Below are 17,536 nucleotides of genomic sequence, written 5' to 3' on the forward strand. Positions count from 1 at the left end.
TATCACTCCTGTTTTTCTTCAGCCGGAGGGGCAAACCAGTTCGGCCTGGTCACAATAACAGGCTGTTCGGGCTGGCTGATGAAGTTTGGCGACATGATTTGTACACCGAATTGATTGAATACATCCTGTATATGGCCGTGGAGAACGCTCCTTACTCCGGCCAGCGACTCTCCCGGTCGGAGCCGGACCTGTAGCTCATAAACCACGTACCAGTCCTGAAGCGCAAGCTGGCGCACCAGCGGCGCGATGTCGTGGTTAATGCCCGATGTGCGGCTGGCAGCCAGCTCCAGCATCGCCTCAACCTGCCGCCAGGGCGTGTCATAACCAATCGTGACGCTGGTCGTCATATTGATGCCTTCGCCTTTAAGCATGGCGCTTAAATTCACGATCCTGCCACTGACGACCACCGCATTAGGAACCGTGACTTCATAATTTTCTCGGGTCAGAATTTTGGTGGCCAGCATGCCCACTTCACTTACCACGCCCTCATGATCGGCAATCCTGATCACTTCTCCTTTGCGCAGTGCTCGTGAGTAGGTCAGCACCAGCCCGCTCATGGCATGGTTCATGATGCCAGCTGAGCCCAGCGTCAGCATCAGGCCGAAGAACACGCTGATCCCTTTGAAGGCGAGTGAATTGGCGCCTGGCAGAAAGGGATATGCCGCTGACAGCGCGAATAGCCAGATGGCGACGCTGATCAGTTTACGCGTCACCCCCACCGTATCCGGATGCAGGCCCGGCAGGCGTAACTGTCCAGTCTCAACCCGCCTTAGCACCAGTCTGATTAATCGCGTCACCAGTGCTGTAATGAGGAAGATAACGACGACAATCAGCAGGCCTGGCAGCGCGGAAAATATCGCCAGCCCCAGACGCTGCAGCAGGCCTGTCGCATATCCACCCAGCTCCATGCCCCAGATCCGTGTCCATGGAAACAGCCGTAATACCCAACTCACCCAGAGGTAAAATGCTACGAGTACGGCGGCGGTTAGCACCAGCGCATAGAGCCGTACCTCAACCGGACCGAGGAAGGCGCGCAGTGCATCAGGGATAAGGCTTTTTCGCTGCAGGCGTCGTGCAGCATAACGCCGCTTCAGCCAGTCATGGGAGCGGAAGGCAAACAGAATGAACAAAGCCAGCAGCATCACACCCGCCACACTTTTCACCGAAGAAAGCAGAAGATAACGGGAAGAATACTGTTCACCCAGTGAAAGACGGAGGGTATCCAGCCGCAGCCGGATGCGTTCCGCCGCCTGGGCAAGTGACAGGTCATCGCCCTCATCCAGATCGCCCTGCGCCAGTAGCATAAAGGGTTTGCCGTTAACAGAGAAAAGCACAGCTGGCTGTCGGTAACGCATCACGTTATGCGTGTCTACCGGCTGTGCCAGGTCATGATCATTGAGCGATCGCAATAGCGTCACGATACGCTGTACCCGCTCTTCGGGCGTGGTGAGGCCAAATGTTGCCTGTAGCATAACAACAGGCTGATTAAGCAGATACAGGGTACGAGCGCGCTCCTGCGGAGAGGGTGCCTGACGTGGCTCCGCACCTGTTGCACACTGTACGGTGAAAAGCATCATGCAACAGGCTAAACACAGAAGTGTTTTAAACATTCCGCCTCCTGATCAACGTTATTACCGGGCTGAGTTTCAGACCGGCGGCTACTCTTTATATCCGCTATTCAAACTGCCAGGTATAAGAGACCAGAAAGCGTGTGTCGGGATCGTCCAGATAGGTATTGTTATCCATAATGAACGTCAGCAGGTTTACTGAACTGTGTTGATCAAAATGGTAACCAGCTCCCAATCCACCAAAATAGCCCTGGTAATGGTCACCTTCCTCATTTCTGGAACCGTAAGAGCCTGCCGCAAATCCAATCATGGTCAGTTTCGAAGTCAATGGCCGCAGCGTAAATGCGCCCAGATAGCCGCTGCTGCCGGAGGTGGTGATAGTGCTGAAGCCATACTCTGAGGGGATAGCATCGGTGAACTGAGGCGCTTTGCAGTCAGCCGGATTACCGGTGCTGCAGCCCGTTATCTCCCCGGTGTTGTAGGTATAGCCGGCCATCGGGAATATCTGGAAACCCGCAGGCGTGAAGCCATAAATGCTAAGGGGGATAAAGGTACCGACGGAATAGTTAGTCTGGGTTGCACCGTTGGTGTACTCGTTTTTGCCAAAGTTAAAGTTGATAATCCCCACCGGAAACAGCCATGAACCGCCAATGCGCCATTCACTGGCGTCGCTGTTAACGCGCGCATTCAGTTTCTTCGCTTTATCCAGTGCGATCGAGCCAGAAAATGAGAGATTGCTGTCGTCCATGTCGTAAGTATCTGACCATGAAACCCCAGCCTTGGTTGTCACCTTTGTCGGGTCATCATCCAGCTTGTCACGATGATCGTTAATTTCTGCGCTAACGGCTCCCTGGCTTAGTGCCAGCACTCCGAGAACCCATGCTTTACCAAAATGATCTGACATAGTCACACTCCGGCTCACGTTGATTTGGTTTCCCGGAAGCGTGGCGCCCCAGGCTATTTCGTCATTCAGGACAGTTAACCTGGTGCAGGGAGATCTGATAACGCTGCTGATTATTTTCGCTCATCGCTTTTACGGCTGACAGCACGGCAGAGTTATCATGCGTACTATTAAGGAAGCGGGTCCGTAACTGTTCATCAGATACAGACGCCGGTATCTGACACTTTTGTCGCAGGTCATCGGTAATCTTCTGCTGTCTCAGCGCGAAGGCCAGATTTTCGTAGGCGGAGTTAGCCAGTGCTGGCGTTTGTGACAGCAACATTAATACGATCGGTATCAGGTATTTCATTCTTATCTCCCGGCCCATTCTGGCCTTTTTCACACACGGATAAATCCCTTACTTATCGCCTGCAACCGCGGCACATTGCGCAGGGTCAAAAACCGTTTTCCACTCTTTTTTCATATCAACAATCACCCAACCCTTTTGGGGTGCCAGTCTGAGACCGCTAATAAGCTTTCCGCTGGCGGGCGGATGCGTGTCGTAGGCATATTCACGCACCGCATCGGTGTGGTGAACCAGTAAACCAAAGGTTTTATAGGTCGGATTGGCGGAGGTGTACTGAAGCATCGGCACGTCGCCGTCGCTGTTGCCGAAAGCACCGACCGGACGCCGCCCCATAAACAGATGAATGGCGACCGGCTTCATTGCTTCGTCATCGTAGAAGGCCCCGTTCATGGTTTTACGCAATTGCGTGCCATTATCTGTCAGTGAGAATTCACTCAGCGAAAAGGAGCCGACTACCTGCTCGGGTGGGATGCCATACATTTTTTCTGCCAGTACGCGCATAAAATCGATGCCGCCGCCGGATACAATCCAGGTTTTGAAACCGTTATCCCGCAGATAATCCAGGAGCTGACGCATCGGCTGATAGCCAAGCTGGTCATAACGGCAGCCGAAACGCGCATGTCGATGAGTACCAACCCAGTTGCTGACGCGCTGACTGAATTCTTCCGTCGTCATGCCGCTGTGCGTGAGAGTCATCAACTGCATCAATCCCTTTTTGCCCGACTGCATCACCGCGTTCTTATCGTTGTTAATTACTGCCTGCACTAACGCATCGCTATTCCATTCCGGGTGTTGCGGAGCGAGGCGTTTGATTTCATCAATCACGCACTGCAGCTGAAAGGTCAGCGGGGCTTCCGGCCACAATGTGCCGTCATTATCAAACACCACATAACGCTGACTCACAGGAATGAACGCTTTGCTATTGGCTGTCGTAGCGCCATTCACCCATGTCTTAATCGCCTGTTTTGCGTGACCGTCATTCCAGGCACTGAGCGGATCGTCTGCCGCAACAGCCGAACCGAGATACGCCGTTAGCAGCAGTGCCAGCAGAGGATTTAATTTCATCATCTTTTCCTTTTGGTCGGAATGAGGTCAGGTAGCGGAACGATCCGCCAGTATTCCCGTGTGCGCTGCACTACTCTTTGCAGGCTTTTTTTAAGGGCGTGTCGAAAAAAGAAGCTCAACAGCAGCAACGTCAGCAGGATGGCCGGGCCCATCAACAACGACGTCCAGTTGACCGGGGCGTGGGCTTTCAACGTTTGTTCACTGCCCGCCGGACGCGCAGCGGCAATGGCGTAATGCGTTCCGGGTAATTCGGCCAGTTGCCACTGATGCTGACGTGTATCCCACCAGCGTAAACGCAACGGTGGTATCACCAGTTCACCAGGCTGAGAGGGCAGATATCGCAACCGCTCTTCTCGCTGTGCGCCGATGATTTCATCGCGTCCCTGCGTCAGGTTGCTGTTTACCGGCGGCAAACGTTGCGCACCGGAACCGGGAATGGCGTAAAGCAGTTGCGGGATTTGTACAGCAATCACATCGGTCGCGCGCAATGTCACGACGCGCTCAATGACGTCACCGACATGGAGCTGCTTATCCTCAGTAGCGCGATAAAGTTTCCATTGTTGCGAAAGTTCAAGACTGCTGGCGGGCAAGAAGCGGTCAGGCTGACGCACATCCGCGGGCCAGCTGACCGGTTTCTCCAGAAGCGGCAGCGATACCGTTTTCGGTGGCTGATTCGCAGAACGCATCACCACATCCGCAGCGGGAAAACGCAGCTTGCCCTGATCCCACGCCATCACCTGACGCTCCATGCGGATACCGCTCCAGCTGACTCCGTCGCTATTACGCGTTACCAGCTGGTTGGGCAGCGGCGTATTAAGTAAATTACCGTTTTCAATCACCATATCCGGCCACTGTGGCGGTGGATTGAACCAGCTATCCGTCCAGAAGGTCACCGCAATCGTTACGGGCTGGCCTGGCACCAGTTGTTCGGGTGCAACCAGCTCACGCGTCATGGCCATTTCAGCCCGAACCGGCAGGTTAATTAGCAACAGCAGACAAAGGAGAAGTCGCTTCATGGTGCCTCCGCCGGCGCTGAGCGGTAGAGATTTTCCAGCAAACCGCCAGGCGAAAGCGTGAGATTGCTGTACCACTGTTCAGCCGAGGGCGCAGCGCCTGCGATGGGTTTCATATCCAGCTGATTCACGCCCTGTTCGGGTTTGAGATCGTGTTTAATGGCATCAGGATCTTCATCTTTTTGCTCATGCTGATCGGCCTGACGGTCGCGTTCTTTTTGTCGCAGCTGCATGATGATGTGCGCAATTTTTGCCCGATTTTCCTGAGCCATAGCCCATTCGGGACGTAAACTCAGCGCCTGATCGTAGTTGTTCAGCGCCTGCTGCCAGGATTTCTGCTGTGCGTAGCAGTTGCCAATCCACAACAGACTTTCCGGAGTAGCGGGAACCTGACGAAAAGCACCCAGCGCCGAAACGAAATCCCCGGCGTAGTAGAAGGCAATCCCCCGTCGCAACGGATCCTGAAAGCGCTGCGCAGCAGCTTCATAATTACCGTGATTAAAGGCAAGCTGCCCTTGCACATCGGGCCTTACCCAGGCATCCAGCAGTGCTGCTGAACTGCCGGGAGACCAAAGCAGTAAGGGCAGCATCACGACAGCCAGGCAGAGCAGTTGCTGTCGCCAGAGCAGTAAAAGCAGCAGCATAGGAATAACCAGCAGATAGCCACTGTTCTTCCACTGCAAATCCTGTCGGCTGTTCTGCTGCGCCGTCACGCTCTGCTGAATGTGGCCGCTGACCGCACGCAGATCATCATCTTCTGCAGAGACCAGCGTGACCGGAATCCCGCCATCACGGATTTGCTCGAAGCGTGCGACATTGAGTCGCGTATCGATGCCCTGCGATGCCTGCGCTTCCGGCAATCTGCCGCCGTTCGCCGTGCCTGCTACCCAGATCTGCAGAGGCAGATTTTGCTGCCGCAGCCATTCAGCGTCCTGCTGTGCCACATTATCCGCGACCAGAATTAGCGCGCGTGGTGCTTCAGGCGCTGAGGGCAAATTTTTAAGCGCCAGAGCGATGGCCTGACGCAGTCCGGAACCCGCTTCCTGCGGCACCAGCGTCGGCTGCTGAGCCGTCAGGAACAGATTATAAAAATCGGCATCACTGGTCAGCGGCGTGGTAAGCCAGGCATTCGCGCTGTAAACCACCAGACCAAAGTGACTGCCGGGCATTTGCGCCATCAGCGCGGCGATTTTCTGTTGCATGCGCTGATGACGGTCAGGCGGCACATCCTGCGCCAGCATGCTGAGATCCTGCTGCATGATCACCATCACATTATTTTCAGGCGTGAAGGCGGCGGGCAAATCGCGTTGCCAGCTCGGACCCGCTAAAGCCAATACCCCCAGGCCAAAGAGCCACGGTAATACCTGTCGAGCCCGTACGTGCTGACCTTTAATCAATGCCGACGCAAAAGGCTTTTCCATAACACGATGCCAGGCACTGCCCGAACGCTGAGCCAGAAAATAGAGCACCGGAAAGAGCAGCAAACCCAGTAATCGCCAGGGATAGAGGAAGTGGAAATCGCTCATGCGCGTCGCCTCATCATTGTGCTGCCGATGGCGAACAGCAGTAAAATCAGTAGCGCTACCGCTAGCGGCCAGACGAACAGCGGACGATGCCAGGATAAACCCAATGTTTTCACCTGTTCCGGAGTCTGGGCATCAATTTGCTGCCACACCTGGGCCAGCGCATCACGGTTAGTGGCGGCGCGCCAGGCGTTACCGCCGGTGATACTGGCAATGTTATCCAGCAGCGCGGTATCCACTTTGTCCTCGCCGCTGCTGTTAACATCGCCAAAGGCGATGGTGTGCACCATAACGTGATGCGCGGCAGCGAGTTGTGCGGCGAGCGTGGGTTGCAGCTGAGAGGCAGTGTCATTGCCATCGGTCAGCAGAATCGCCATTTTGGACGCATCGGCTTCAAGGCTGTGATCCAGCAACTTCACTGCCACGCCCAGCGCATCCCCCACCGCAGTCTGCTGGCCAATCATGCCCGGCGCGAGCTGGCTGATGCGCGCCTGCAGCGCCTGTTTATCTTCGCTGATCGGCGCAAAAGGCCACGCCTGGCTGGCAAAAATCACCAGACCGATGCGATCATTTTTGCGCTGATTGATAAAGGTATGCACTGTTTGCTGTACCGCCTGTAAGCGCGTCTGACCATTCTGCCCGTCGCTTGTCTCCATTGAGCCGGAAACGTCCAGAATCAGTACGATGTTGCGCATGGGTTTTATCACCGTTTTCGGTGGCATCAGATATTCAGGGCGGGCCAGCGCAGTAACCATTAAGATCCATACCGTCCAGAACAGTAGCCGATGGCGCCAGCTGGCCTGCGGTGCTGGCGCAGAGAGTTGCAGGGCTTCAGCCAGTTTAGGTAAAAAAGGCACCCTCACCTGTTCACTCACTGGCTGTTTTGCCGGGAGCAGATAGTGCGTAATCAGCGGCAAAAACAGCAGCACGCCCATCCATGGCCAGGCAAAATCGATCTGCGATAAAAACTCAGACATGAGGCAGCGTCTCCAGCCAGTGGCGTAATTGCTGTGCGATACGCTGATTGATAACGCCTTCCAGTTGATTATCCGGCTGACAGTAGCGACGACACATCAGCGCGCGCAGTTCTTCGTCCAGCGGCGTCTGTGCCAGAAGCTGTTCCGGCGTTTGCCACTGGCTGACCTGGGCGCGAGGGTGTTGCACCAGTAGTACCCGCTTAACCCATGTAATCCAGCCATCCACCTGCTGCTGGGCGAGTTGTTTTCGCGCTTCACGCCGCCAGCGATTACGACGAAAGCGCGCGAGCAATATCAGCAGGACAATGAAAAGCCCCAATAACAGCATCACGCCGAGCACCGTCCAGCCTGGCGGGAGCGGGAACCACGAGGCGGCGTCTGGCAAAGCAGGATGTGCCAGTTCCGGCGTGCTAAATCCTTTTGCCAGCATGTGCATCCTCCTGCTTTAGCTGAGGCAGAATTTCCTCACCGGTCACGACAGTTTTCACCGTGATCCCCATACGCTGTAACCGGCGCTGCTGCTGCGACAGACGTTCGGTAACGCTTTGCTGGATGCGATCGCTGAGGTGTGAGGTGAGATTGAGTGCGGTGCTCAGGTCATGGTAATAAGCCGCAAGTTGGCCGCGTGGCGGCAGGCGGCGATGAAGATCATCCAGCGTGACATAAGCGGTAATCTCGCAGCGGTGACGCAGGTAGGCCAGCACTGCATCGCAGCGCGCATCCAGATCGTGAAAGTCACTGATGATCCCCAGCCAACTGCCCGATGGCAGCAGGGGGACGATACGCTGCAACGCCTCTGATAAAGAGACGGCTTGCCGGCGATTTTGCGCGTAGTGGTCGGGAAGCATGGCGTTCACGCGCTGAATATCGGTGAGAACAGGCATCAGGTTTCGTTTTGGTGCACGACAGGGATGCAGGGCCAGTTCATCATCGCCCAATATCGCGCAGCCCAGCCGATCACCGTCATGCCAGCTTCGCCATGCCAGCAATCCGGCAATCTTTCCAGCGGCCACCGATTTCATCTGCTGGCGGGTGCCGAAGTACATGTCCAGTCGCTGATCCACAAGGATAAACACCGGGCGTTCGCGTTCCTCATTGTAGAGGCGGATCCACGGTGTGCGCAGACGCGCAGTGGCTTTCCAGTCGATCAGCCTGACGTCATCACCGGGCTGATAGCGGCGTAAGCTATCGAAGTTCAGGCCACGTCCCTGCTGGCGGGACACGCGCTCACCGCTTAACGCGCCGGGTGGGATTTGCCCCGGCGGATTATCCAGTCGCTGTGCATCAACTGCCAGCGACATCAGGTCAGCCATTTCAAGCGTCAGCGGCTGCGGCATCACGCCACCACTGCGTTAAGAAGCATGGCAATCGCCTGATCGGGCGTGCAGTTATCGGCATTTGCCTGATAGCTCAGCAGCAGGCGATGGCGCAGCACCGCCGGTGCGATGCGTTGAATATCTTCAGGCAACACCGCATCACGTCCATCCAGCCACGCGCAGGCGCGGCCACAGCGGTCCAGTGCCAGCGTACCGCGCGGGCTGATGCCCAGGCTGATGTAACTCGCAAAAGCTTCGCTGACCTGATCAGGATGACGCGTCATCTCCACCAGATTAACGATGTACTGCTCTACGGTTGGCGCGACATAAACCGTGGCAATTTCACGCCAGCAGTCGGCGATATCCTGTTGCCCAATCAGTAAAGGGTCCGTAGCTGGTGGCGGATTTTCATGCCGTGCAGCCTGATATCTGGCTTGCTGCTCGGCGCGCACCAGTTTCATCACCTGCAGCTCATTCTCTTTCGACGGATAATCGACAATCACCTTCATCAGAAAGCGATCAAGCTGGGCTTCAGGTAAGGGCCAGGTGCCTTCCTGATCCACCGGGTTCTGTGTCGCCAGGACCATAAATACGCCCGGCAGCGGCCAGGTTTTGCCCGCGACGGTCACGTGACGCTCTTCCATGGCCTCCAGCAGCGCTGACTGCACGCGGGCTGAGGCGCGGTTGATCTCATCGGCAAGGATAATGTTGCCGAACACCGGGCCGGGACGGAACCGGAACTGATCTTCTTCTCGCGTGGCATTTTGCTGATAGATTTCGCTGCCGGTAATGTCTGACGGCAGCAGGTCAGGCGTGAACTGAATACGACGAAATTCCCCTTCGATATGGCGAGCCAGCTCACGCACCGCGCGCGTTTTCGCCAGACCCGGTAAGCCTTCCAGCAGCACATGACCGTCACACAACAAGGCGACGATTAGCATCCGCACCAGCTCCTGCTGTCCGATCACCTGTTTGTTCATACTGGCTTCCAGCGCCAGCAGCTTTTCACGATTATTCATTATGCAGGTTCCACCGTCTGACGTTTGAGCAGTGTCCCGATGCCAACCAGAATCGGTTGCGCATAGCTAAAGAAGGCCTTGATACCGGGACAGAGATAATTCATCCCCAGTTCACCCTCCTCGCTCCTGACGATGCGGTTTTTCGGGCATTCGCCGTAACAGAGCTTCAGATAGGGACAGCGTTTGCAGGCAGCGGGCAGCGTATCGCGCTTACCTAAACCAAAGGCTTTTTGTCTTTCAGAAAAGGCCATGTGCGCCAGCCTGGTACTTTGCACATTACCTAATTTGTATTCGGGATAGACGTAGTGGTCGCAGGAGAAGATGTCGCCGTTCTTTTCAATCGCCAGCCCTTTGCCGCAGAACTCTGAAGTGATACAAATCTGCGCCGGCATGCCCATGGTCTGTGCCACCGCAGTTTCAAACAGGTTGACCTGAACGCGGCCTAAATCGTTGTTTACCCACTCTTCAAACACCGCAATCAGAAAGCGGCCCCAGTCATCGGGATCCACTGACCAGTCGGTGACAATCGAGTCGAGATCGCCGGGTCTGGCGCGGCGGGTCCCGGTAACCGGTATCGTGTCATCCCGCCAGAACTGCGGAGCGGTTTGCTTAAAATCCACCGGCTCAACGCAAGGATTGAACTGGATATAGGTGGCACCCAGCTCGCGCGTCAGAAAGTGATAGACCTCCAGCGGGAAGCGCGCATTGGTTCGGTTGACGGTAACTAAGGCGTTGAAGGGAACTTGGTGGCGCTTCAGCGCCGCAACCCCTGCCATCACTTTCTCAAACGTGGGTTTACCGCTGCGCGTCACGCGATAGCGATCGTGCAGCTCAGCCGGCCCATCAATCGAAATGCCGACCAGAAAATTGTGCTGGCGTAAAAAGCGTGCCCAGTGGTCATTTATCAGAATGCCGTTGGTCTGCAGATCGTTTTCTATGCGCTGGCCTGGCTTCTGATATTTCTTTTGCAGCACTACTATTTTTTCAAAGTACTCCAGCCCCATTAGCGTGGGTTCGCCGCCCTGCCAGGAGAACACCACCTGCTCGCCATCCTGGCTGTCTATGTACTGCCGGATGAAGGTTTCCAGCACCTCATCGCTCATCCCACTATGTCGGTCCTGTTCCAGAAGCTGTTCTTTGTGCAGATAAAAACAGTAGTTGCAGTCGATATTGCAACGCGATCCGGTGGGTTTCGCCATCACATGAAAACGGCGCGTGTAGGCCGGTCCTTTGCCACTGAATTTTTCCGCCGTAGGAAGAGGTTTAACCGGCAACGTAGTGCTGTATTTCATGAACGCCTCCTGAGTACCGGGTGAACTATTTCACCCGGTAGTGTGGTCAGAGCATCAGTTGGTAGCCGGACTGCCTTCCTCAATCAGTTTCGAAACATCAGAAACGGTGAATGAACCCGGTTTCTGACGTGGCGGAAACTCTTTGAAGCTCTGCAGCATTTCAGTGGCATATTTCTGCGCACCGCCCAGCAGGAACAGGCGATCGTAGAACCAATGGTTGTAATCCATGCCATCGGTGCCTTTTTCCAGAGGGTCGATTTTCAGGTCAAAGATCAAGGGTACGCGCAGTTTGACGAACGGGTATTTCCACACATCCATGCCTGACCGTTCCTGAATCATGAAGTGTGCTTTCCAGCGACCGTAACGCATCGCCAGCAGATCACCGTCATCACTCCAGTAGAAGAACTCTTTGCGCGGATCCTCCTGAGTTTTACCGGTGATGAAATCAAGCTGGTTATAACCATCCAGATGCACTTTGTAGGTCATGGCACTGGTTTTGTAGCCTTTCAGTAACTGCTGCTTGATGTCCGGCACGCCTGCTGCTGCCACCAGCGTTGGGAACCAGTCATTACTGCCGATGATGTCGTTGATGAGCGTTCCGGGTTTAATATGTCCCGGCCATTTCACCATCGCAGGCACGCGGAAGCCGCCCTCCCAGCCAGTATTTTTTTCACCCCGGAACGGTGTGATACCGGCATCGGGCCAGGTTGCTGTCATCGGGCCGTTGTCGGTGGTGTAAACCACAATCGTATTGTCTTCTATGCCAAGATCTTTGATTTTCTTCAGCACTTCACCGACGATTTTGTCGTGCTCCACCATGCCGTCGGCATAGTCACCTAAACCGGTCACGCCTTTGTCGCCCGGTTTAATGTGCGTTTTGTTATGCATACGGGTGGTGTTGTACCAGGTGAAGAACGGCTTGTTAGCTTTTACCTGCCGCTCCATGAAGTCGTTGTTCGCCGCCAGCGTCTCTTCATCGACGGTTTCCATACGCTTAGTGTTCAGCGGGCCGGTATCCTCAATTTTTCCATCCGCGCTGGACTTGATCACGCCACGCGGGCCGAATTGCTTCTTATACTCAGGATCTTTCGGGTAGTCCGGATTCTCCGGTTCTTCTTCCGCGTTCAGATGGTAAAGGTTGCCCATAAACTCATCGAAACCATGCGCGGTAGGCAGAAACTCGTTGCGATCGCCGAGGTGGTTTTTCCCGAACTGACCGGTGGCATACCCCAGCTGTTTAAGTACAGTGGCAATGGTCGGATCTTCTTTCTGCAAACCTTGTGGGGCGCCGGGCATGCCGACCTTACTCATCCCGGTACGGAATGGCATCTGACCTGTAATGAACGATGAACGGCCAGCCGTAGAACTCTGTTCCGCGTAATAAGAAGTGAACTTGGCACCTTCCGCCGCAATACTGTCAATATTGGGGGTTTGATAACCCAGCATTCCCTGATTGTAGGTACTGACGTTCCAGTACCCGATGTCATCGCCGAATATGACGACGATGTTGGGCTTCTGATTATTCTGCTCCGGCGCCGTCGGAGTGGTGCTTGCCGGGGCTGCATAGGTGCTGGTCGCACAACAGGCGACAGACAGCACTGAGGCGAGCAGCGATTTGCAAAATGGCACTTTTGACATTTCTGTGCTCCAGATAAGTGGACTCTCATAGGAAAGGCATAAATTTCGCCCATCAGGTCAGATCGTTCGATATCAGGTTATGTGATGCGCCTCCTTGGTTTGCCCGGTCAGAATGTCCGGCTGTAGTTGATGCCAAAAAAGTAGAGAGCAGGGTTGTCATAACGCCCTTTAATCAAGGGCGATGCGACCTGGGAGGAGTCAATGTGCGCGTATTCGAAGGCCGCGCCGATGCTGCTGGCAGGATCGAGCTGGTAACGCGCGCCAGCCCCCCAGCGCCATGTATCGCCGGAAGGCATGGTCAGGGAGGTATCCTGCTGGTTGCGGTAGAAACTGCTGTCGAAGGCAACGCCGGTATTCAGCGTCCAGTCAGAAGTGAGTCTGAATTGGGTACCCAGCGCGAGGTGCCAGGTATCACGCAGACGTCCGTTATCGCCCACCTGATTGCCTGCCACGGTTATTTCACTGTTGCTGTAATCGCTCCAGTCCTGCCATCCCGCATCACCCATAACAGCCCAGCGATCATTTAGCTGGTGGAAAAGGCTGAGCATGATCTGCTGAGGCGTATTGACGGTGGCGGCAATGGGTAATGTCCAGGACGGGGAATTATTGAGCTGGTCAAGCCGGATAGTGTTGTTAACGTTGAAGTGATAATTTGTCCGGCTGGTATAGGTTAATCCGGCACGCGTCTGCGGGGTAAACTGCCACAACGCACCGACTTTTCCATTGAGCGCCCAGTCATGGTCGGAGAGTTCATCGCCGCGGGCGCGTTTGATTTTTAGCAGGCCATAGTTAATCCCGACACCCGCACCCAACGAAACGGCGTCGTTGAGTTGCCAGGCAAGCGCAGGCATCAGGGTGACCGCCAGTAGCGTACTGTCCCTGATCAGGTTTTCTCCGGCCCAGTCACCGAAATGCAGACCCAGCCCGTAGTTGCCGTAAAATCCTACTCCGGCACTTACGGTTGGGTTGATCCGTTGCGTGTAAAAAGCGCTGCCACCGGGAAACCAGCCAATAACATTGCCAGGGCTGTTTCCGCTGAGTTGGGCATCATCGTCCAGATGATAAGGCGCATCGCCATACAGGGCCTGTGCACCTATCGTTAGCATTTTATCTGGCAGCATTGTCATGCCCGCCGGGTTGGTGAACAGGGTTGAGGCATCCTGCGCACGTGCCGCCTGACCGGCACCAGCCAGACCGATATCATCCGTACCAATTTCATAAAGGTACAGCCCGCTGGCCTGTGATGAAGCGGAAACTAAAAGCAGTGCAAACAGTCCTGTGATTCGCCGCATAGCGTCTCCGGAAGATTATGGCTGTGGCGGGTTTATTTGATGTCGGGACACTGAATCTTTTCTACAGACTCTGCGTAAACCTGCTGGTTACCCGCAGAGAGAGCCTTTGCTGCAGCAAGGATCAGGTCATGACTGCTTTCGTTGCTAAGAAATACGGACCGGATTTTCTCATCCGAAATGTTTTCTCCGAGCGTGCAGTGTGTCCGCAGGTCAGAAATAATCTTCTGTTCCTTTAGTGCGTACTCAAGATTCTGGTAGGGCGAGGCCGCAATCGGCATCGCTGATAACAGTAGCAGTGAGCCAACAGCGGCTGAGGTAAGTTTCATTTTCGGGCTCCGCTAAACGGTGAAATTTTGCCTGATTTCCTGTAAAGCTTCAGGCCGGTGGCGCGAATCATTCTTCTCTCTTCGCCGGTAAAAATGTTGGGGCATCCCCCGGCTATCAGTTCAGGAACTGCAGGTTAAGCCCGGCAAAAATCTGCCAGCGTGGCTGTCCCGGACCGTCGTCGGCGACCGATGCCTGCGGCTCAACGAAAAAGTTATAAACCGTTTTACCCTGTTTGATGACCTGCCCGACGCCCAGACCCAGCGGCAAGCCATAGCTGTCGTTCTGGAAGTTATAGTTCCAGATTGGCGCGGAACGCAGATACGTTCCCCCGCCCAGCTGGTAGAAAACAAACGGCTGAAAAGCACCCAGATTAACGTCGCTGCGATCGCCCTCGCCCGCAAAGCTGTGCTGCCAGGAGGCCAGATAGCCATACTGAATTTTCGGTGAGCTGGCATCAAACAACACGTTCACCAGCCCGGCGGACCACTTCTCGCTGCCGAGTGAGTTTTCGGTCGCGGTGGGTGCGGTGATCTGCGGGCCAAAGCCAAAACTGACAGCCGGATTGCCGGTATCTATCAGATAAGCGGTAAACAGGTTCAGGTCGCCCAACCCTGTCTGGTGTCCGCCGGTGGGCGGAGAGGGATAAGTATTCACAGGAAGCGAGGCGCGAAGCAGCCATTTGCTTTCACCCAGCGAGAAAGGCTGGGCGTAGCGGAACCAGAACTGGTTGGCGTCTTTGTCACTTTCGCTGACGTCACCGATGTAATAATTCTGCATGTTAAAAGCAGTCATGTTCGCCAGCGGGTTATTCGCCTGAGCGGCGTCTGCCGGCGGTTCGGCTGAGTACGCATTGCCTGCAAGGGAAGAAAAAAGCAGACACGCGACGCTCATCTTGGCAGTTTTCATTGAATATCACCCGGCGTTTCTGTCGCTTAAAAAAAAGCCGGTAGCGTTATGCTACCGGCTGGGTTTTTACGGCGTAACCATGTTGAACCAGAAGTCGAACTTATCCATGTAGCCCAGCAGCTCGCTGACCTTGTCGGCGTTGCCGGTGATTTTTACTTCGCCTTTATCCTGCGCCTGCTTCAGCGTTTCCTCTTTCAGGATCACCTTATTCAGGGTTTCACGGGAAAGCGTCAGCGTTGCATCCGCGTTCTGCGCTTCTGAATTTGCCGTGTGGTTAAGCACGCCATTTTCCAGCTCCAGCTTGTACTTGCCGCCGTCTTCACCAAAATCTACGTTCAGCACGGCTTTGGCATTGGCCGCTTTTTCACCGTTAATGTGCAGTGCCAGGTAATCAAAGAACATCTCCGGCGTCATGGCACGGACCGTATCCGGACTGGCGGTATTCGGCGTCGGCAGCTGTTTCACGCCGTTACGCAATTCCTGCGCACCCGTCAGGTAGAAGTTACGCCACGGGCCGGATTCGGCCTGATAGCCCAACTGCTCCAGCGCATCGGCTTCCAGATTACGCGCAGCTTTATTCTCCGGATCGGCAAACACCACTTTACTGACTACCTGGGCGACCCAGCGGTAATCTCCTTTGTCATAGTCCGTTTTGGCTTTCTGCAGAATGCTGTCGGCACCGCCCATGTACTCAACGTATTTCTTCGCAGCATCTTCCGGCGGCAGTTCATCAAGCGTTGCCGGGTTGCCGTCAAACCAGCCGAGATACAGCACGTAGGTCGCCTTCACGTCATGGCTGACCGAGCCGTAATAGCCGCGGTTGGCCCACATGGTGGCCAGCGACGGCGGAAGTTTGAACTGAGCGGCAATCTCATCGCGCGTCAGGCCTTCGTTGGCCATGCGCAGAGTCTGGTCATTGATGTAACGATAAAGGTCGCGCTGACTTTTCAGCAGCTTGTTAACATTTTCATTGCCCCAGGTCGGCCAGTGGTGCTGCGCCATCAGGATGTCTGCCTTGTCGCCCCAGCGGTTAATGGCGTCATTGATGTACTTGGACCAGGGAAGCGGCTCACGGATTTTGGCCCCGCGCAGCGAGTAGGTGTTATGCAGGGTATGAGTGACGTCTTCGGCTGTCTGGATAACCTTTTTCTCTTCGATAAACCACAGCATCTCTGCCGGGGCTTCCGAGCCAGGGGCCATCATAAAATCGTAGGTCAGACCGTCAATGACGCGTTTCTCACCGGTTTTGGTCACATAATCGGTAGGCGCTATCAGGGTGACGGTGCCAGCAGAAGTGGTAGTGCCCAGCCCTGCTCCTACCTGACCTTTGGCATCGGCTTTCAGCAGGTTACCGTACATGTAACTGGCACGACGGCTCATGACATTGCCTGCCATAATGTTTTCAGAGACGGCAGATTCCATAAAACCGGCCGGTGCATAGATTTTGACTTTACCCGATTTGACGTCAGCCTCATCGACAACCCCACGCACGCCGCCATAGTGGTCAACGTGGCTATGGGTATAAATGACCGCAACGACAGGTTTTTTACCGCGGTTTTTGAAATAGAGATCCATACCGACTTTGGCGGTTTCAGCCGAAACCAGCGGGTCAACCACGGTAACGCCCTCTTTACCCTCAATAATGGTCATATTGGAAAGGTCGAGATTACGAATCTGATAGATTCCCGGTGTCACTTCAAACAGACCGCTGATATTGATCAACTGAGACTGGCGCCACAGGCTGGGATTGACCGTATCCGGTGCTTTCTCACCCTCTTTAATAAAGGCGTACTGTTTCGGATCCCAGATAACGTTGCCGGATTCGCCTTTAATGACGGCATCAGGCAGTGCAGCAATGAACCCTTTATGGGCATCTTCAAAGTCGCTTTTGTTATCGAAGGGTAATTGCTGATAGAGGGCATCATTGGCCTGTTTGGTTGCAGGCGCGGCGTCCTTTTGTGCCTCATCTGCAAATACACTAAGCGAAGCGGTGGAGAGTAAACCGGCCAGGGCCAGACTGCGGGCCAGAGGTGTTAATTTCATGTGTTTCCTCGGGATTTCAGACGAATGAAGACTGTATCCGGTACAACGGAATTAAAGACGTGCTTACAGCGTCCGGCATAATGCGCCAGCAGCAACTGTTAAGAGATAGCAATAATTGCTAATATTTGTATTAACGTTAGCAAGATCTTAAAAATTCACCAGTTTGAGTTAAGTCAAACAGCGGCTTTTATTCGCTAACTTTGATGAGCATCAAAAATCTATAATTTAAAATTACAATGCAGCCAGCATTATCTATCTGATTTTAAACAATATTTTACTTATTCCCCTGAATTTGAGTTTATTTCCTATG

General features: G+C 54.6%; 16 protein-coding genes. All 16 read right to left on the reverse strand.

Going from position 1 to position 17,536, the window contains the following annotated elements:
* Positions 1 to 2: 2 nt before the first annotated feature.
* The 16 genes from NR195_RS00685 to NR195_RS00760 all read right to left on the reverse strand — a co-directional run bounded on the left by NR195_RS00685 (position 3) and on the right by NR195_RS00760 (position 17,226).
* Positions 3 to 1,610 carry a mechanosensitive ion channel family protein gene (locus tag NR195_RS00685; RefSeq protein WP_143990797.1) on the reverse strand — a complete coding sequence of 536 codons (1,608 nt, stop codon included), beginning with the start codon at positions 1,608 to 1,610 and terminating at the stop codon, positions 3 to 5.
* Between the two features lie 64 nt (positions 1,611 to 1,674).
* On the reverse strand, positions 1,675 to 2,472 hold the full coding sequence (locus tag NR195_RS00690) for a hypothetical protein (RefSeq protein WP_256843880.1): 798 nt from the start codon (positions 2,470 to 2,472) through the stop codon (positions 1,675 to 1,677).
* 61 nt (positions 2,473 to 2,533) lie between these two features.
* Positions 2,534 to 2,818, reverse strand: a complete 285-nt coding sequence (locus NR195_RS00695; protein ID WP_256843881.1) for a YicS family protein — start codon at positions 2,816 to 2,818, stop codon at positions 2,534 to 2,536.
* A 48-nt stretch (positions 2,819 to 2,866) separates the two neighbouring features.
* The gene (locus NR195_RS00700; RefSeq protein ID WP_256844102.1) at positions 2,867 to 3,880 is read right to left on the reverse strand and encodes an HAD family phosphatase; all 1,014 of its coding nucleotides are present in this window, start codon (positions 3,878 to 3,880) and stop codon (positions 2,867 to 2,869) included.
* On the reverse strand, positions 3,880 to 4,896 hold the full coding sequence (locus NR195_RS00705) for an oxygen tolerance domain protein (protein WP_256843882.1): 1,017 nt from the start codon (positions 4,894 to 4,896) through the stop codon (positions 3,880 to 3,882). The genes NR195_RS00700 and NR195_RS00705 overlap by 1 nt, the downstream gene beginning before the upstream one ends.
* Positions 4,893 to 6,419, reverse strand: coding sequence for a VWA domain-containing protein (locus NR195_RS00710; protein WP_256843883.1), 1,527 nt, complete (start codon positions 6,417 to 6,419; stop codon positions 4,893 to 4,895). The genes NR195_RS00705 and NR195_RS00710 overlap by 4 nt, the downstream gene beginning before the upstream one ends.
* Complete coding sequence (locus NR195_RS00715; RefSeq protein ID WP_256843884.1) at positions 6,416 to 7,393, reverse strand: VWA domain-containing protein; 978 nt, start codon at positions 7,391 to 7,393, stop codon at positions 6,416 to 6,418. The genes NR195_RS00710 and NR195_RS00715 overlap by 4 nt, the downstream gene beginning before the upstream one ends.
* On the reverse strand, positions 7,386 to 7,823 hold the full coding sequence (locus NR195_RS00720) for a DUF4381 family protein (RefSeq protein WP_256843885.1): 438 nt from the start codon (positions 7,821 to 7,823) through the stop codon (positions 7,386 to 7,388). Before NR195_RS00720 ends, NR195_RS00715 begins: the two co-directional genes overlap by 8 nt.
* The gene (locus NR195_RS00725) at positions 7,804 to 8,730 is read right to left on the reverse strand and encodes a DUF58 domain-containing protein (RefSeq protein WP_256843886.1); all 927 of its coding nucleotides are present in this window, start codon (positions 8,728 to 8,730) and stop codon (positions 7,804 to 7,806) included. The genes NR195_RS00720 and NR195_RS00725 overlap by 20 nt, the downstream gene beginning before the upstream one ends.
* Entirely contained in the window at positions 8,730 to 9,728 is a 999-nt protein-coding gene (locus NR195_RS00730) for a MoxR family ATPase (protein WP_256843887.1), read from the reverse strand. Before NR195_RS00730 ends, NR195_RS00725 begins: the two co-directional genes overlap by 1 nt.
* Complete coding sequence (locus NR195_RS00735; RefSeq protein WP_256843888.1) at positions 9,728 to 11,020, reverse strand: anaerobic sulfatase maturase; 1,293 nt, start codon at positions 11,018 to 11,020, stop codon at positions 9,728 to 9,730. Before NR195_RS00735 ends, NR195_RS00730 begins: the two co-directional genes overlap by 1 nt.
* A gap of 54 nt (positions 11,021 to 11,074) precedes the next feature.
* Positions 11,075 to 12,658, reverse strand: a complete 1,584-nt coding sequence (locus NR195_RS00740) for an arylsulfatase (protein ID WP_182686921.1) — start codon at positions 12,656 to 12,658, stop codon at positions 11,075 to 11,077.
* A gap of 107 nt (positions 12,659 to 12,765) precedes the next feature.
* A complete protein-coding gene (locus NR195_RS00745; RefSeq protein WP_256843889.1) occupies positions 12,766 to 13,950 on the reverse strand; it encodes an OmpP1/FadL family transporter in 1,185 nt (394 codons plus the stop codon).
* Positions 13,951 to 13,982: 32 nt separating this feature from the next.
* On the reverse strand, positions 13,983 to 14,276 hold the full coding sequence (locus NR195_RS00750) for a YicS family protein (RefSeq protein WP_256843890.1): 294 nt from the start codon (positions 14,274 to 14,276) through the stop codon (positions 13,983 to 13,985).
* A gap of 115 nt (positions 14,277 to 14,391) precedes the next feature.
* A complete protein-coding gene (locus NR195_RS00755; protein WP_256843891.1) occupies positions 14,392 to 15,183 on the reverse strand; it encodes a hypothetical protein in 792 nt (263 codons plus the stop codon).
* Positions 15,184 to 15,249: 66 nt separating this feature from the next.
* Entirely contained in the window at positions 15,250 to 17,226 is a 1,977-nt protein-coding gene (locus NR195_RS00760; RefSeq protein ID WP_256843892.1) for an alkyl/aryl-sulfatase, read from the reverse strand.
* Positions 17,227 to 17,536 lie beyond the last annotated feature (310 nt).

It is taken from the genome of Pantoea sp. Ft-CA_14, from assembly GCF_024520875.1.
GTDB lineage: Bacteria > Pseudomonadota > Gammaproteobacteria > Enterobacterales > Enterobacteriaceae > Pantoea > Pantoea agglomerans.

Bases quoted from the DNA above. Each gene is read 5' to 3' on its own strand.
- NR195_RS00685 (WP_143990797.1), bottom strand. From the start codon at position 1,610: ATGTTTAAAACACTTCTGTGTTTAGCCTGTTGCATGATGCTTTTCACC.
- NR195_RS00690 (WP_256843880.1), bottom strand. From the start codon at position 2,472: ATGTCAGATCATTTTGGTAAAGCATGGGTTCTCGGAGTGCTGGCACTA.
- NR195_RS00695 (WP_256843881.1), bottom strand. From the start codon at position 2,818: ATGAAATACCTGATACCGATCGTATTAATGTTGCTGTCACAAACGCCA.
- NR195_RS00700 (WP_256844102.1), bottom strand. From the start codon at position 3,880: ATGAAATTAAATCCTCTGCTGGCACTGCTGCTAACGGCGTATCTCGGT.
- NR195_RS00705 (WP_256843882.1), bottom strand. From the start codon at position 4,896: ATGAAGCGACTTCTCCTTTGTCTGCTGTTGCTAATTAACCTGCCGGTT.
- NR195_RS00710 (WP_256843883.1), bottom strand. From the start codon at position 6,419: ATGAGCGATTTCCACTTCCTCTATCCCTGGCGATTACTGGGTTTGCTG.
- NR195_RS00715 (WP_256843884.1), bottom strand. From the start codon at position 7,393: ATGTCTGAGTTTTTATCGCAGATCGATTTTGCCTGGCCATGGATGGGC.
- NR195_RS00720 (WP_256843885.1), bottom strand. From the start codon at position 7,823: ATGCTGGCAAAAGGATTTAGCACGCCGGAACTGGCACATCCTGCTTTG.
- NR195_RS00725 (WP_256843886.1), bottom strand. From the start codon at position 8,730: ATGCCGCAGCCGCTGACGCTTGAAATGGCTGACCTGATGTCGCTGGCA.
- NR195_RS00730 (WP_256843887.1), bottom strand. From the start codon at position 9,728: ATGAATAATCGTGAAAAGCTGCTGGCGCTGGAAGCCAGTATGAACAAA.
- NR195_RS00735 (WP_256843888.1), bottom strand. From the start codon at position 11,020: ATGAAATACAGCACTACGTTGCCGGTTAAACCTCTTCCTACGGCGGAA.
- NR195_RS00740 (WP_182686921.1), bottom strand. From the start codon at position 12,658: ATGTCAAAAGTGCCATTTTGCAAATCGCTGCTCGCCTCAGTGCTGTCT.
- NR195_RS00745 (WP_256843889.1), bottom strand. From the start codon at position 13,950: ATGCGGCGAATCACAGGACTGTTTGCACTGCTTTTAGTTTCCGCTTCA.
- NR195_RS00750 (WP_256843890.1), bottom strand. From the start codon at position 14,276: ATGAAACTTACCTCAGCCGCTGTTGGCTCACTGCTACTGTTATCAGCG.
- NR195_RS00755 (WP_256843891.1), bottom strand. From the start codon at position 15,183: ATGAAAACTGCCAAGATGAGCGTCGCGTGTCTGCTTTTTTCTTCCCTT.
- NR195_RS00760 (WP_256843892.1), bottom strand. From the start codon at position 17,226: ATGAAATTAACACCTCTGGCCCGCAGTCTGGCCCTGGCCGGTTTACTC.